The sequence below is a fragment of the Psychrobacter sp. UBA6739 genome, from assembly GCF_002453835.1.
Taxonomy (GTDB): Bacteria; Pseudomonadota; Gammaproteobacteria; order Pseudomonadales; family Moraxellaceae; genus Psychrobacter; species Psychrobacter immobilis_A.
In genome coordinates, this window is the sequence record NZ_DKHR01000001.1 from 27848 (window position 1) to 42326 (window position 14479).

The window sequence follows — 14479 nt, forward strand, 5'->3', positions numbered from 1 at the left end:
TCTATCTGTCTAACTTACTTAGCTATTTCTTAAACTTATTGTTAAATACACTGCCAGTATTGGCATCAACATTTAGCCAAACGATACTATTACCTTTGAGGATATCAGCTTCATAATAGGACGCATGATCACTATAATCTCGGTCGTTTTTAAACTCAATCTCGATAACACGCCCGCCCGATTGTTTTTCAGCAATTTTCATTGCTTGTTTAACATCAATCTTCGCTTGTTTAAGCGCCTTATAATCTACCAGATCGTCACTGTCTAATCGTTCCACATCCGTACTGATCACTCTACCATTCATGGCGTCGACTTTGATTTCATAGTTTCGGCTACTGGTTACAAATTCCATCTCATACACACCGCCTTGCGCTTTATCATCATCGTGATCAAAGCTGGCGCTCATCAATAGACCAGATGACTTTTTCGCCGCAATATTTATTGCTTGTTGTAAGCTTATTCTACTGGCTTTGGCGGCTTGCACCTCACTTGCTAGCGGTTGCTGTGTAGATGCATAGATTGTCGTAGTCAACATAGCCGCACCCACTACTACTGCAGCACGAGTACCCAAAGTCGTTAGCGAAAATGGCTTGAAAATCTTGCTCATAACGGTCTCCACAAAATTAATCTTATTGAGTGTTCTAAAATTATTATCTTTTAAAAAACACATATTATCAATAGGTCAATCGTATCACTTCATAAAAACCACTTTGACTATTCACGGTAGGGTTAATTCATAAAAAACGCGCCTATCGTTAAAACAGACGCGTTATTCGTTAGTAGGTGGCTATGATAAAAGTGCTTAGTTTAAAATACCGTAAGCGACCAATGCATCGGCAACTCGTTTAAAGCCAACGATATTTGCACCAGCCATATAGTTGATATAGCCATTATCTGTTTGACCATACTGTTCTGAGGCGTCAGCTGCGCAGTCATGGATATTTCGCATGATATTTTTGAGGCGCAAGTCGATTTGCTCAAAGCTCTTATACTGACGGACTGAGTTTTGTGACATCTCAAGCGCAGAGACTGCTACACCGCCCGCGTTGGCGGCTTTACCTGGGGCATAATGCACCCGGTGCAAACGAATATAATCAATGGCTTCAGCAGTCAATGGCATGTTGGCACCTTCGACAACGTATGTGATGCCATTTTCAACCATGAGCTTGGCATCTTCTTCATTGACTTCGTTTTGCGTCGCTGATGGAATTGCGATGTCGCCTTTGAATTGCCACGGCTTTTGCTGCGTAAACCACTCTCCACCATAAACATCGACGTACTCAGCCAACGGTTTGCTTTTTGCTTTTTGCGCCTTGAGCCAATCAATTTTTTCTTGATTCAGACCCGCTTCATCATACAAAGTCCCTTGTGAGTCTGACACAGTGACGACGATGCCACCCAGCATATGGGCTTTTTCAGCAGCATGTAATGAGACGTTACCAGCACCTGAAACCAATACTCTCTTACCTTTGATATCGTCATTTTGCGCCGTAAGCATGTTTTCTAAGAAATACACCGCGCCATAACCTGTCGCCTCAGTACGCATCAAACTGCCACCGAAGCCAACGCCTTTACCGGTCAAAACGCCGCCGTATTCGTGCGTTAAATTCTTATACATAGCAAACATATAGCTGACTTCACGCCCACCCACGCCAATGTCACCAGCGGGCACATCGATGTCTTTATTCACATAGTGATGTAGTTCACGCATAAAGGCATAGCAAAAACGGCGGATTTCACTGTCTGTTTTGCCTTTGGGATCAAAATCAGAGCCACCTTTACCACCGCCCATTGGCAATCCAGTCAAAGCGTTTTTGAATATTTGCTCAAAGCCTAAAAACTTCAAAACAGATTGGTTGACAGTCGGATGAAATCTCACGCCACCTTTATAAGGACCTAGGGCATTGCTGAACTGGACACGCCAGCCGCGGTTAACCTGAACTTCACCTTGGTCATTTTCCCAGTTAATACGAAAAGCAATAACGCGGTCAGGCTCAACGAGGCGCTCAAATATTTTAAAAGTATCATATTCTGGGTGGGCGTCGTATAACGGCGCAATCGTAATTGCAACTTCTTTTACCGCTTGAACGAATTCAGGTTGATGGGCGTAACGCGCTTCGACTTTTTCGATGGCCTGACTGATACTCATATCTTTTCCTTAGGGTAAAAATGGTGAACGTGCTTACTTACACCGATGTCACGTCGTATGACAACAAACGAGAGGATTGTAGACACTGGTGTAAAACTGAAATTGCCTCGACACGCTGGCTTGTGTAGAGACAAGTGGGATTAAAAAAGCTGACTGAATTTATGCCTAGATGCCATATTCAGAGACAAGAACATTTTTTATCTCATAATATATATCATTTTTGAGGCGTATAAGTCTAGTAAATATCACCATCATGAAAAGTTATAAGCGATTTTTATTGGCACAGTCTAGCGTGCGCCTTTGCATAGCACCTTGAGATGCCGACTGACGAGCTTACAGATCTCATTGATTGTGCTAAAAATAGTCCTGTATTACTAAAAAATCTTTGTTTTTCTAATCTGTAAATAAATCAAATATTAATGGAAATTTGTGTATTGATAACCGTTAAGTAAAGACGAAAGGTCGATAATCAGCACCAAACGGTATAAAAAAACCAAAAACTTGGCTTTTTGCTTGAGCTGATGTATATCAATATTAACAGCAAGGGTTTATAATAGCTGACTTAGTCAACATTTATTCTCCACCATTACTAACTGTTATTTTATCAATTGAATAACCCGTCATAGAGAAAGCGATATGCGTACAGATTCATTCCAGCAAATTTTGGAAGACCTAAACAACTCATCAGCCGATGTTGAAGCATCTGCCCTTATTTCTAACGATGGTCTGATGATTGCCTCAGCGCTACCAACGGGCGTTGATGAAGACCGTGTTGGCGCTATGTCAGCGGCTTTATTGTCATTGGGTGACCGCGCAGGTCGTGAGTTGGCACGTGGTAGTATCGATCGTATTATGATTCAAGGTGAAAAAGGCTACGTGATTATGACCTCATCTGGAGATGAAGCGGTACTTACTATTATGGCAAAACCGAATGCAAAACTTGGTTTGATATTCTTAGATATCAAGCGTGCCTCAGAAGCCCTTGCAAAACTTATCTAACTGGTAAATTTGGATTTTTGTCGATAACACATTTTTTATTATTTAACGTCATATAGCACATAGCGCGACTGATAAATATGACTTTAAATCAAAATGAAGTGACTGTCTCATAAAAAATATTTAAGATGGCACACATTATTTGTATGGAATAATGGCCTGATAAATATTGGGACGACGACTGAGCTGAAAGGCAACCTGATGTTATCGACAACTACCACACCAGATTGGCTTTTTAATCATTATAAATATAACGATAAATAAAGGAGATTACGATGGGTTCTCCAATCCCTGATGCACATAAGCCTGATATGCCCGCTGAGCAGATTACTCTGACTTATTATGATGGTACATCACGGACTGTCTATGATACTGGTATTGAACGCCCTTATCCTGATGGCAAGCTGATTGTATCTCGCACCGATTTGGATGGTGTGCTGACTCATGTCAACGATGCTTTTGTCGAAATCAGTGGCTACAGCGTTGATGAGCTTATTGGTCAGCCTCAATCCATTTTGCGCCACCCTGATATGCCAAAAGCCGCTTATAAAGATTTGTGGGATACCGCAGCGGCTGGGCAAAAATGGCATGGCTACGTTAAGAATTTATGCAAAGATGGTAGTCACTATTGGGTCTATGCGACCGTTGTGCCGAACATTCGTCGCGGCGAAACAGTGGGTTATACCTCGGTACGCCGTAAGCCATCACGTAGCAAAATCGAAGCGGCTATGGCTCAGTATGCCCAAATGAATCAAAATGAGGAAGGCTAAATCATGACGACACACAATATGTTAATCGCCCCTGATTTTTCTCCTGAGCGTTTTGCAGGCTGGCACATGTTTAATATTTTGATTCAAAAACGTGCCAACCTAAATATGCATCTAAACATACCTACCTCACATGCTGAACAAGAGCAAATCATTGAGGCAGGTGACATTCAAGTTATCTATGCCAACCCATTTGATGCAGCTACTTTGATCCGTGAACAAGGCTATCGCGCTGTTGCACGCCCTATCGGCAAATCGGATGAGATGGTCATTGCTGCTGCGGCAAACAGTGATATCAAGCGCTTAGAAGACATTAAAGCGGGTGCGACCGTAGCAATGGCAGACAACCGTGATGTTAAGCTGATTGGCTTACGCTTGCTAGAAGCTGTGGATATAGAAGAGTCTGATCTTAACTGGGATATCACTGAGACTTATCAGGCAGCCGCCCGTAAAGTCATCAAAGGTGATGCTCAAGCGGCTTTCTTCTTGGCAGAGATTTTTCATAGCTTTTCACGCTTGACCAAAACTCAGCTGTCAGTGCTAATCGAAAGTGATTTGGCAGATATTAGCCATGTATTATTGATTAAAGATGGCTTTCCTGATACAGAAATATTCATGAATGCGATCCTGAACTTGCATAATGATGACGATGGTAGAGAAGCATTGGCTGAACTTGGCATGCCTCAAGGGTTTGAAGCCATGGACGAAGAAGATGCTGAATTTATGATAGATTTGATGCAAACTTTACTTGATTAATTATTACTTATTAATTGGCACGTTGCACCGTTTCGCTTAGTGAAGTCATAGGCTATTGTCGCTCAATAGTGGCTATATCATTTTGACCATACGATATTAGCCATAAGCTGTTAGCCATATAATAGACACTATGACTTAAAGGACACTATTATGTCTGATTTAGACCTTATCAAAGAAAATGAGATGGAAGCGCGCCGAGTATTTCGTTTATATTCGCGTAAAGTATTTTTGGCACCCAATAACCGTCATTTTCATGAACAACGTATCAATGCCTCATTACTTTTAACCGAAAAAGAGCCGCTACAAGGTGCCGTCGCAGACTTTTTTTATGGCTGTTGGTATGACATCCCTTACGATGTAAATAACCTGTTTACGCGTATTAAAGATCGCTTGTACCCTCATGTCCAGCAAGGGTTTCGCGATTGTATTAGTAAGAAGCGATATATTCAACGTAATAGTATGCTGGCGACTCGCTGGAGTGTCCTGATATCACCGTCTCTCAATGAGCAAAAACAGCGATTGCTTATCAGTAGCGATGACGCCAAAGAAATATCCAAAGACATCACCGCTGAGCTCATGCAGGCGCGTGAAGATAAGGATTGGGGCACGATTGAGCAGATCGAAAACGAATTCTTTGCTCACTGTATCGCTCGCAATGATCGACTTGCCTTCTCGTTAGTATGGTTTCGCTTGGGTAAAAGCGACTGGCAGTTCGATGAGCGCTGGAACAACTGTCAACAGCATCTTGATCAGACCATCAAGACCTAATTTATCGCCGATTTAACCCTTTCATCACAATGGTAGCCGCTATGTCCTCTTACTTAAATGCTGATAAAACGTATCTAACCCTCACTCCAGCCGGTATTTTCGAGGCATTTTCACAAAGTGAGCCCACTGATGAACAGCTGTCATTACAAGACTTAATGTCCTATGGGGAGACGTTGCTCGCCGCTGATTGGCTTGAGCGTTATTCTGACGAATGGCTACAGAGCTTTATAGAACACGGCTGGATTGAAAAGCTGTCTTTGTTGTTACCCGCACCCAATCTGCCGTTGGATCAGTTTTTACCGTATGTGGTTGCCAGCTTATCCGGTAAACGCCGTGCCGCTATTGGCTCTGATGAAGGGTTTTGCCTAGCACGAATCGGTTACAGCCAAGAAGAAGCGGACATGCTAAGTGTTGCAGCTGCTGATTTTTCAGGTTTTATGATTCGCCAAAAACAACGCGGCTGGGCGGTCGAAAGCCAAGCCATCTCGTTTTTTCAACAAGTTGACTTACTGATTCCTGAGACCAGCTTTGTGTTTTTATGGATTGATGGTTCAGGTTACGCCCTCATCATCGATGGCGAGCCTTTAACTAATAGCCGCGCCTTTGTTGAGATGGTATGGGCATTGAAAACGTCTGGCTTAAGATTTCTTAGCTAAATCAACCAAACCGCTTGATATACCATTAAATATCAGTATGACACGCTGCCATACTGACCAGTGCGCTTATATCAAACTAAGCGCACTTCTTTCAATCTCTCACATCTGCTTTACTTTCAATATATTTTTTTCTTTCATCTTCTGCTATAGCCGATTTACACACAAGGACAAGTACTACAAATTGCACTTAGGCTTTACGCATGGTTAAGATGTGATATTCAAATAAATTATGAAATAAAAAAAAGACGCTTTAAATAGCGTCTTTTTTGTTTGTTGCTAGGGCGTGTCCTCATTTCAAAAATGGTGATAAAAATGATTTAAATTGCCGTCAAACGAGGAAAATATCGCAGATAATATCGCAGATAATATCGCAGATAATATCGCAGATAATATCGCAGATAATATCGCAGATAATATCGGGATATTAACCAGCTATTTAACGATGTTTGGCAAAATTTAGCCATTTTTAGCCCGTTTAGATATGATCAATTGAATTGAGAACACGCCCTAGAACTACATTTATATATTACGCACCACAATTGATGGTATACGTGAATACATAATTAAGGATATACCGTTAGATATCAACTCGACGGCTAACAGTATGCCAAGAATATACGTCGCTGACTGCGGATAACTGGTAAATATCATGATAGCCAATATAATCGAGAGCAGCCCTGAGAGTAATATTGGGACAAAAGCCACTGTCCGACGGAGACCGAAAGCAACAACAACTCTAACTATACCTGTTGCCATAAATAAAATAGCAATTACCATGGTCAAGGTTAATATGCCTTGTAACGGATCTTGTAATAATTCAATACCAATCAATATACCAAGTACACCGCCGATGGCAGCCAGCACTTTTCCAGTGGTACTATGTGCTCGGAACAAGGCGATAAACTGTAAAATACCCACTAAAAGGAAGATAAAACCTGCTAACTGCTCAGCGGCCAAAGTGGCGCTAAGAGGATTAAAAAATGCAAAGATACCGCCAAGAATACTAATGATGCCAATGACTAACCACAGTGTACGATTCATAAGACGACCTTATTTTACATTTAATAGAAAATAAATTATATCGCAAACCTTACCTTGTGTTGTATAACGGTAGTAATATCTTCGAGTAGTCCTGTTAATATCAGGGTGTGGGCATTGATTTGTGGTCACAAGCCTGCTAACTGATTGTTCCACTGTTGCCGCGTCATGTTATACAGTACATGCTCAGCCAGCTGATGGTTAGGGTCAAGGGCTGGATGGTAGAAGTTGGCGCGGGTATTCATCATACCAAGGCGCTCCATAACCAATTGCGAGCGCTTATTGATAACCGCTGTGAATGACACAACCTCATCGAGCGACAGCTCAGTAAAAGCGAAATTCAGCGCCGCACGTGCTGCCTCTGTAGCATAGCCCTGTCCCCAATAATCTTTATGTAGTCGCCATGCAATCTCGACAGCAGGGGCAAAAGACATATCTGCGTGAGTATCATTCAAGCCAACAAAACCGATAAAATCATCATATGTTTTAGTGCTATTTTTTAAACATACTGCCCAAAGCCCCCAGCCTTGATTAGCAATAAGCTGCTGGCATTTACTAGCGATGATGTCACTTACTTTAGGCGTTAATAACTTGGGAAAATACTTCATTACTTCAGGATCAGCATTTATTTCAGCAAAAACAGCAAAGTCACTTGCTTGCCATTGCCTGAGATAAAGACGTTCTGTTTCTATCACATTTATCATTTTTATCACTTATGGATTGACACTATTAATACTATTTATCCAGCCAGCCTTTTTGCTTGGCATGAGCAAGTTGCTTAGGAGTATCGATATCATAGCTCAGTTGATTATTAACAACGGTACTTATCTGACTGGGCTTCAATTCTCTAATTAAATAACGCAGCCCCTTATCGCCTACCAGCAATGCTTGCCACTCTCTGAGTAAATCACAATCAATCGTTAAAGGTAGTCCGATAATATTTTGCTTCAATGCAGTGGCAGCAGACGTTTCATTTAAATTCATGTTATTTAAATGCTGCCAGCTACCATAAGTACTTGCCACTACAAACCGCTTATCTGCCAGCAGTTTTACCAAATGCTGCTCATCGAGTAAAACTTGATCAACACCCATGATTAATACACGCTCGATTAATGAGCTTGTCAACTGCGTGACTGCCTCAATAGCCAAATCCAAACTATACGCCATCCCTATTTCAGGCGTAGAATTTACGACCATTTGAATCATAGAGTACTGAAAAGCCAATTCATTCATCGCACTGGCTATTGATGGTTGATTATCAGGAATAACTATAATAATTGCTTGCGGTTTTGTAGAAAGTGCGAGTTTGGTCATGAAGCAAATTAAGGGTTCGCCATCTTTACACAGTAACTGTTTTGCTTGACCTAAACGCAGGCTCAGTCCACTGGCCAAAATAATGACCGCATGGTTTGGTGGCTTTGATAGATTTATTGGCTTTAGTTGCGTAGATGCTAAAATAGATGCGTCGCGGCTCATGATAAATTTATCGCGGCACGAGCACTTGTCGCAGTCGTCTCTATAGAATCAATATGCGTAGAAAATAGCGTTGTAAAGTTAGTATTTGACAGATGAGTGTCTGAGTTTTCTGCTAGCGGCAGCTGATTATGCACGACCGCATTGACTTGTGCCATGATACCCAGTGCTAAGGCTTCAGGTCCATCTCCGCCCAGCTTATAGCCAATCGGATAATGCAGCTTATTGATACCTAGGTTTAAACTGTCAGGATTTGTAAGCCTTGTACTAATTTCTTCGATTAAGCGCTCGGTACGGTAGCGCGGTCCTAGTTGTCCAAGATATTTATAGTGATTAGCATGCTCTAATAATACGCCAAGGCGAGCACGGTCTTGGCTGAGACTATGCGACATCAAAGCAACGGCAGCATTTTTACTTAGTTTTAGTAAAGTATCACTATCATCTAACGCCAGTACCATCACTCTATCTGCCTGAGGAAAACGCCGCTGCGTGGCATATTGCGCTCGACTGTCTACCACTGTCACATGCCAATCTTGCAGCTTTGCCATCGTAACTAGCGGCATCACATCATTGCCAGCACCACAAATCAGCAAGCGTATCTGTGGTTGTAGGCGCTGAATCAGCCATTCTGTGGCTAAATCATCACTGTCATCTTTTACGATGACGTACTCAGCATTTTTATGGAGAATTTTATATTCGGATAAACTTTCAACTGCATGGATAACTGTGCTTGAAGCATTAGATACCACTTTATCTGAATTATTAGCGTCGATAGCGGTGAGTTTTCCTGACTTGATATAATTATCTAGATTAAGACGCACACCAATTTGAAGTTCAGAGTTTGGATTATTTTGGTTGTTAAAATGGATTGTAGAGCGAATTAAAGTTGCTACCGTTACTGGCTGCTGAGACTGACGAACCTGACTGATGACATTTAACAAAGACATTGCCGTTGCCAGCCTTTCAAACAACACGTGTACGCGCCCATTACAGCCTAATCCAAAATTTAACTCGTCCAAATCAATATCTTGTTCATCGTATTTATTATCTGTGCCCTTATTATCACTGCCTCTATCAAAGTCAAAACCCTCTTCTGATACGCTCGCTCGCACATTACCATTTTCAGCATATTCGATGTCGTCACCCGTTTGGTAAACTTGCACGTTTGCACCATCACGTGTGAGCCAAAAAGCACGTTTGATAATATGCGGCTCCAAGCAGCCACCGCTAATCATTCCGACCGAACGACCATCTTCACAGATAAGCATCATTGCGCCTGCGCGGCGATAGGCTGACCCTTCTGTACGCACGACGGTTGCTAGTACCGCGTCAACCTGTTGTTGCTGAGCCTCGCGTGCCAGCTTAAGAATATCAGCAATTTGATTCATAATGTCTCTTATATACTATCTATCATTTATATCTATATACGGTCTATATCCATCCTAGTCCACTTATAAAACCCGCTAACGACTACAATTAGCGGGTTTATATTGTCCATCTATTTGACTAAAAACCTACTCTGGTAGTTCATAAAGTAATTTGTCGAGGGTAATAGGAAAGTCATAAACTCGTACACCCACGGCGTTGTAAACGGCATTAGCAATAGCAGCGGCAGCACCTGCAATCGCCGTTTCCCCAATACCTTTTATATGCATTGGATTGGTATACGGATCGTCCTCTTCTACCAAGATAACATCAAGCTGAGGAACATCCGCATTGACTGGGACATGGTATTCTGCAAGATTATGATTACATAGCCGACCGTCATGCTTATCGTGAATCACCTGCTCCATCAATGCAGAACCAATACCAAATATCATACCGCCGTAGCACTGTGAGGTCGCGGTTTTGTAATTGAGGATACGCCCTGCTGCAAAGGCACCAGTCATACGTTTGATGCGTATTTCACCAGTCACTCGATGTACAGCGACCTCGGCAAAATTGGCACCAAATGACGCTTGGCGATGACTTTTGGCATTTTTACCCGGTGCAATTTGACCTTTGGCACTGACTTTTTGGTCATCATATTGAGCGACGATATCGGCTAATGAATGAGTCTGGAAATTACTAAAGTCATATTCTTTCGATTCAGTTAGTGAGATTCCCGTTATTTCACCTAATTTGTCTTTTAAATCAGCGACTTTATCTACGATATTATCGCCCAAACCTGCTACTTTTTCTTTTCCTGCTTCTATAACGGTTTCTACAAAGTTAGCCTCATGCTCACCTACCTGCTTAATTTGACCGTTATCCAACTGAATGGTGTCAGGGTATAGACCGACTTTTTCTGCGATCATCTCACGTAGCTGCTGACAAGCAAGGTAAATACTACTGCCTGAACTGGCAGCGCCCATACTGCCCCCTGAACCAACCGCAGGTGGCAAACTGGTATCACCAAGCTTCATTTCAATATGATCTATTGGTAGTCCTAATAAATCTGCAGCAACCTGAGTAAATACTGTATAAGAACCTGTACCGATATCGGTCATGTCTGTCTCAATCACAGCTTTGACGCCTAGTGCTTTTGAGTTATCTATTTGCAGGGTCGCCCGTGCTTCTGATGGCGCTAAGCTGTTGCCGCGAGCTGCCGCTGCCATACCCATACCCATCCACCAATCACCTTCTAAGCGACTGGCAGGCTTAGCATTGCGTTGATTCCAGCCAAACTGTTCAGCTGCTTGATCGATACAAGCGATGAGCTTACGCGTGGAAAACGGGACACCTTTACTAGGATCTTGCTCAGGCTCATTACGACGGCGCAGCTCGACAGGGTCTAGGTTGAGTTGCTCTGCCAATTCATCCATCGCACACTCAAGGGCAATCTGCCCCACTGCTTCACCGGGGGCACGCATTGAGCCTGACAATACTTGGTTTATATCTACTTGCTGATAATTAACTCGGCGATTGTCACCTCGATACAAATAATGCGTAGAGAGCGCTGCTGGCTCAAAAAAGGTCTCTTCTGGCAAATTACTAGAGACCGTCTCATGAATCATAGTGTCAATAATACCGTCTTCACTACAGCCAATAGCAATGCGTTGACGCGTGTTTGAGCGTCTAATCGTTGCCTCCATTACTTGCGGACGTGTCATAGTGATTAACACGGGACGACCCAATTCTTTTGCGGCGAGTGCGGCGGCTATCGATTCTGGAGAAATCCCCAGCTTGCTACCAAAACCCCCACCGACATAACGAGCGATTAATTGTACATTTTCTGGATCCAAATCTAACGCATCAACGATTTGCTTTTTGCATGAGGCAAGCATTTGATTAGAGGAGTACATAATCAGCTTCTCACCTTCCCAGTGAGCAAGCGTTGCATGTGGCTCCATCGCTGCGCTGTTTTGACTTGGCGTATGATAAAAGCGATCAAGGGTTACTGCAGCATTTGCGAGGCTTTGTTCTGGATTACCCTTTTCTGAGTTTTTATCCGAACCTTTTTTTTCATTAACGTCATGAGCATTTGGCAGCTCTGTCGTAAAGTTCAATGCCGCCTGATTAGTTTCATCCTCATAAGTCACTTTGAGTGCTTTTGCGCCTTCTGTCGCCGCCTCAAACGTCTCAGCGATGACGACCGCGATCGGCTGACCATGATAAAAGATTTCACTAACGCCTTGCTTAGGTGATTTGGTTGCACCGCCCTGTTGTGCATTGCGCAAAAAATGCTCAGGATCAGTAACTACTTTAATAATATTGGGAATACCCTCTAAAGAGCTGCTATCAATTTGCTTAACGCGTCCTTTGGCAATCGTTGCGCTCACCAAGACACCATAGGCTTGATTGTCTAAATAAATCTCTGCCGTATAAGGTGCTTGACCGCTGACCTTGAGTGATCCCTCAACTCGGTTGATGGGTTTGCCCACCAACTTGCTCGCTGTTTTGTCAAAAAGTGATTCAACTGGCGCATTCATCATCATCTTTTTGGTCGGTTCTGCTGGCAATATTGAATCCAATAACGACATGATTATGCTCCCTTGCCCGCTAATGCGCGTTGAATAACTTGTTTGAGTAGACGACGAGTCAGCGGTATTTTGAAATCATTTTGACCACTACCTTTAGCCTCTTTTAATAATAAGTCCGCTGCTTGTTTGATCACATCATTATTACCATCAGTGCCCGTTAGTAATGCCTCAACGGCTTCGTTGCGCCATGGCTCAGTACCAATACCGCCGAATGCTAGGCGCACTGTGTCCAAACGCCCATTATCAGTCACGTCTATGATCGCGGCACAGGAGACTAAGGCAAAAGCATAGGACGCGCGATCACGCACTTTGTCATAAGTGTGGATACCGCTGACAGGCGCTGGCAACACCACATGAGTGATAAGCTCACCAGACTCTAAAACGTTTTCGATATGTGGCGTGTCTTTTGGCAAACAATAAAAGTCTTTAATCGCGATTTTACGCGTTGAACCATCCGTTTTTAACGTCTCAACAGTGGCATCTAATGAGCGCATCGCGACGGCCATATCAGATGGATGTTGAGCAATACAGGAATCGCTAGTACCCAAAATTGCCAACGTACGATTTTCGCCACGTATCGCTGGGCAACCAGAACCTGGCTTGCGTTTATTGCAGGCGCTGTCTGTCTGATAAAAATAATAACAACGCGTACGCTGTAATAGATTACCGCCCGTCGTCGCTCTATTACGCAACTGCCCCGTCGCACCTGCCAAAATCGCCCGTGATAGCACTGGGTAATTGGCAATAACCTCAGGATGCGCCGCCAAATCACTATTGGTCACTAGCGTACCGATACGTAAGCCGCCGTCTGTAGTCGTCTCGACTTGTGCTAACGCCAAACGAGTGATATCGACCAGCTTAACTGGCGTTTCAATCTCTAACTTCATTAAATCTAAAAGGTTGGTACCCCCTGCGATAAATGAGGCGTCTTTTACACTAGCAGATTGGGCTGCCTGCTCTGGCGCGGTAGCACGGCTATACTCGAAACGTTTCATGAGCGATCTCCTAACCTGCTAGTTGCCGTCTTATTCTTCATAGATTGACTACCTAGCTGCGCTTCACTAGGTGATAGTGACCAAATACCCGTCACCTCTGATTTTTGTACTGCGTCAGTTTTAGATGAACCCTTCATTTCATTTTCTAGTACTTGTGAAATGGCCTTAATAATATTGGGATAAGCAGAACAGCGGCAAATATTGCCACTCATACGCTCAGCGATTTCTTGAACCAGCAACCCATCAGGATTTTGCAAATCTGTAGTGACATGACTGGGCCAGTTTTGTTTAATCTCATCGATCAGCGCTGTTGCTGAACAAATTTGCCCAGGGGTACAGTAACCACATTGAAACGCATCATTATCTTTAAAGGCTTGTTGCAACGCTGACAAAGATTCGGGCATGCCAATACCTTCAATCGTGGTAATCTCATCACCATCGTGCATAACTGCCAAGGTCAAACAGGCATTGATCCGACGCCCATTGATAAGTATGGTACAAGCGCCGCACTGACCATGGTCACAGCCTTTTTTAGGTCCCGTAATTTTGAGGTGCTGACGACAGACATCGAGTAAGGTCGTGCGTGAATCAAGATTGTCGAGCTGATAATCTTGCTTATTAATGGTTAAGTTCAAGGTAGACATGCTGGCTTCTCGCTGGCAGATAATCAAAAAAAATAGGGTTAAACGCTCCTTAAAAGTCGCGCCAATCGATTTATTATGACTTATTAGAAATGTCGATTTGTTTTCACTTTGTAGTTATTACAGTGTAGTTTTTAATCTATGAAAACTTTACTTCCCACTATTCTATCTCGCTTATTCACTATCAATTTTATAAATGAAACTCAAAAACTCATTTTATTAGCAAAAAAAAATAGCGCTATAAACAGGTCGTTTATAACACTATTTGAGTTCAATAT

15 protein-coding genes are annotated in these 14479 nt (G+C 42.8%); 6 read left to right on the forward strand and 9 right to left on the reverse strand.

Annotated features, from left to right (window positions below):
- Positions 1 to 22: 22 nt before the first annotated feature.
- Both B2575_RS00130 and gdhA read right to left on the reverse strand, forming a co-directional pair.
- The gene (locus B2575_RS00130; RefSeq protein ID WP_055124627.1) at positions 23 to 607 is read right to left on the reverse strand and encodes a PepSY domain-containing protein; all 585 of its coding nucleotides are present in this window, start codon (positions 605 to 607) and stop codon (positions 23 to 25) included.
- A gap of 195 nt (positions 608 to 802) precedes the next feature.
- Positions 803 to 2149: an NADP-specific glutamate dehydrogenase gene (gene gdhA / locus B2575_RS00135; RefSeq protein WP_296239599.1), complete on the reverse strand. Its 1347-nt coding sequence runs from the start codon at positions 2147 to 2149 to the stop codon at positions 803 to 805.
- Positions 2150 to 2785: 636 nt separating this feature from the next.
- Between gdhA and B2575_RS00140 the strand changes: the two genes are divergently transcribed.
- The 6 genes from B2575_RS00140 to B2575_RS00165 all read left to right on the forward strand — a co-directional run bounded on the left by B2575_RS00140 (position 2786) and on the right by B2575_RS00165 (position 6552).
- Positions 2786 to 3148, forward strand: coding sequence for a roadblock/LC7 domain-containing protein (locus tag B2575_RS00140; RefSeq protein WP_296239601.1), 363 nt, complete (start codon positions 2786 to 2788; stop codon positions 3146 to 3148).
- Between the two features lie 272 nt (positions 3149 to 3420).
- The gene (locus B2575_RS00145) at positions 3421 to 3915 is read left to right on the forward strand and encodes a PAS domain-containing protein (RefSeq protein ID WP_055124629.1); all 495 of its coding nucleotides are present in this window, start codon (positions 3421 to 3423) and stop codon (positions 3913 to 3915) included.
- A gap of 3 nt (positions 3916 to 3918) precedes the next feature.
- A complete protein-coding gene (locus tag B2575_RS00150) occupies positions 3919 to 4668 on the forward strand; it encodes a PhnD/SsuA/transferrin family substrate-binding protein (RefSeq protein ID WP_045444391.1) in 750 nt (249 codons plus the stop codon).
- A 150-nt stretch (positions 4669 to 4818) separates the two neighbouring features.
- The gene (locus B2575_RS00155; RefSeq protein ID WP_296239604.1) at positions 4819 to 5436 is read left to right on the forward strand and encodes a hypothetical protein; all 618 of its coding nucleotides are present in this window, start codon (positions 4819 to 4821) and stop codon (positions 5434 to 5436) included.
- Between the two features lie 41 nt (positions 5437 to 5477).
- Complete coding sequence (locus B2575_RS00160; RefSeq protein ID WP_045444387.1) at positions 5478 to 6092, forward strand: hypothetical protein; 615 nt, start codon at positions 5478 to 5480, stop codon at positions 6090 to 6092.
- Positions 6093 to 6414: 322 nt separating this feature from the next.
- The gene (locus tag B2575_RS00165; protein WP_296239607.1) at positions 6415 to 6552 is read left to right on the forward strand and encodes a hypothetical protein; all 138 of its coding nucleotides are present in this window, start codon (positions 6415 to 6417) and stop codon (positions 6550 to 6552) included.
- A 59-nt stretch (positions 6553 to 6611) separates the two neighbouring features.
- On the opposite strand, the gene B2575_RS00170 is transcribed toward B2575_RS00165, so the two are convergent.
- The 7 genes from B2575_RS00170 to B2575_RS00200 form a co-directional block, all read right to left on the reverse strand.
- Positions 6612 to 7133 (reverse strand): HdeD family acid-resistance protein, encoded by a 522-nt coding sequence (locus tag B2575_RS00170; protein WP_296239608.1) that lies wholly within the window; start codon positions 7131 to 7133, stop codon positions 6612 to 6614.
- A 125-nt stretch (positions 7134 to 7258) separates the two neighbouring features.
- Complete coding sequence (locus tag B2575_RS00175) at positions 7259 to 7834, reverse strand: GNAT family N-acetyltransferase (protein ID WP_296239610.1); 576 nt, start codon at positions 7832 to 7834, stop codon at positions 7259 to 7261.
- A gap of 31 nt (positions 7835 to 7865) precedes the next feature.
- Entirely contained in the window at positions 7866 to 8606 is a 741-nt protein-coding gene (locus tag B2575_RS00180; RefSeq protein WP_296239612.1) for an NTP transferase domain-containing protein, read from the reverse strand.
- Positions 8603 to 9991 (reverse strand): XdhC family protein, encoded by a 1389-nt coding sequence (locus tag B2575_RS00185; protein ID WP_201561007.1) that lies wholly within the window; start codon positions 9989 to 9991, stop codon positions 8603 to 8605. Before B2575_RS00185 ends, B2575_RS00180 begins: the two co-directional genes overlap by 4 nt.
- 126 nt (positions 9992 to 10117) lie before the next feature.
- Positions 10118 to 12565, reverse strand: a complete 2448-nt coding sequence (locus B2575_RS00190) for a xanthine dehydrogenase family protein molybdopterin-binding subunit (RefSeq protein ID WP_201561008.1) — start codon at positions 12563 to 12565, stop codon at positions 10118 to 10120.
- A gap of 2 nt (positions 12566 to 12567) precedes the next feature.
- Complete coding sequence (locus tag B2575_RS00195; RefSeq protein ID WP_201561009.1) at positions 12568 to 13560, reverse strand: FAD binding domain-containing protein; 993 nt, start codon at positions 13558 to 13560, stop codon at positions 12568 to 12570.
- Positions 13557 to 14204, reverse strand: a complete 648-nt coding sequence (locus B2575_RS00200) for a 2Fe-2S iron-sulfur cluster-binding protein (protein WP_201561010.1) — start codon at positions 14202 to 14204, stop codon at positions 13557 to 13559. Before B2575_RS00200 ends, B2575_RS00195 begins: the two co-directional genes overlap by 4 nt.
- Positions 14205 to 14479 lie beyond the last annotated feature (275 nt).

Bases quoted from the DNA above. Each gene is read 5' to 3' on its own strand.
- B2575_RS00130 (WP_055124627.1), bottom strand. From the start codon at position 607: ATGAGCAAGATTTTCAAGCCATTTTCGCTAACGACTTTGGGTACTCGT.
- gdhA (WP_296239599.1), bottom strand. From the start codon at position 2,149: ATGAGTATCAGTCAGGCCATCGAAAAAGTCGAAGCGCGTTACGCCCAT.
- B2575_RS00140 (WP_296239601.1), top strand. From the start codon at position 2,786: ATGCGTACAGATTCATTCCAGCAAATTTTGGAAGACCTAAACAACTCA.
- B2575_RS00145 (WP_055124629.1), top strand. From the start codon at position 3,421: ATGGGTTCTCCAATCCCTGATGCACATAAGCCTGATATGCCCGCTGAG.
- B2575_RS00150 (WP_045444391.1), top strand. From the start codon at position 3,919: ATGACGACACACAATATGTTAATCGCCCCTGATTTTTCTCCTGAGCGT.
- B2575_RS00155 (WP_296239604.1), top strand. From the start codon at position 4,819: ATGTCTGATTTAGACCTTATCAAAGAAAATGAGATGGAAGCGCGCCGA.
- B2575_RS00160 (WP_045444387.1), top strand. From the start codon at position 5,478: ATGTCCTCTTACTTAAATGCTGATAAAACGTATCTAACCCTCACTCCA.
- B2575_RS00170 (WP_296239608.1), bottom strand. From the start codon at position 7,133: ATGAATCGTACACTGTGGTTAGTCATTGGCATCATTAGTATTCTTGGC.
- B2575_RS00175 (WP_296239610.1), bottom strand. From the start codon at position 7,834: ATGATAAATGTGATAGAAACAGAACGTCTTTATCTCAGGCAATGGCAA.
- B2575_RS00180 (WP_296239612.1), bottom strand. From the start codon at position 8,606: ATGAGCCGCGACGCATCTATTTTAGCATCTACGCAACTAAAGCCAATA.
- B2575_RS00185 (WP_201561007.1), bottom strand. From the start codon at position 9,991: ATGAATCAAATTGCTGATATTCTTAAGCTGGCACGCGAGGCTCAGCAA.
- B2575_RS00190 (WP_201561008.1), bottom strand. From the start codon at position 12,565: ATGTCGTTATTGGATTCAATATTGCCAGCAGAACCGACCAAAAAGATG.
- B2575_RS00195 (WP_201561009.1), bottom strand. From the start codon at position 13,560: ATGAAACGTTTCGAGTATAGCCGTGCTACCGCGCCAGAGCAGGCAGCC.
- B2575_RS00200 (WP_201561010.1), bottom strand. From the start codon at position 14,204: ATGTCTACCTTGAACTTAACCATTAATAAGCAAGATTATCAGCTCGAC.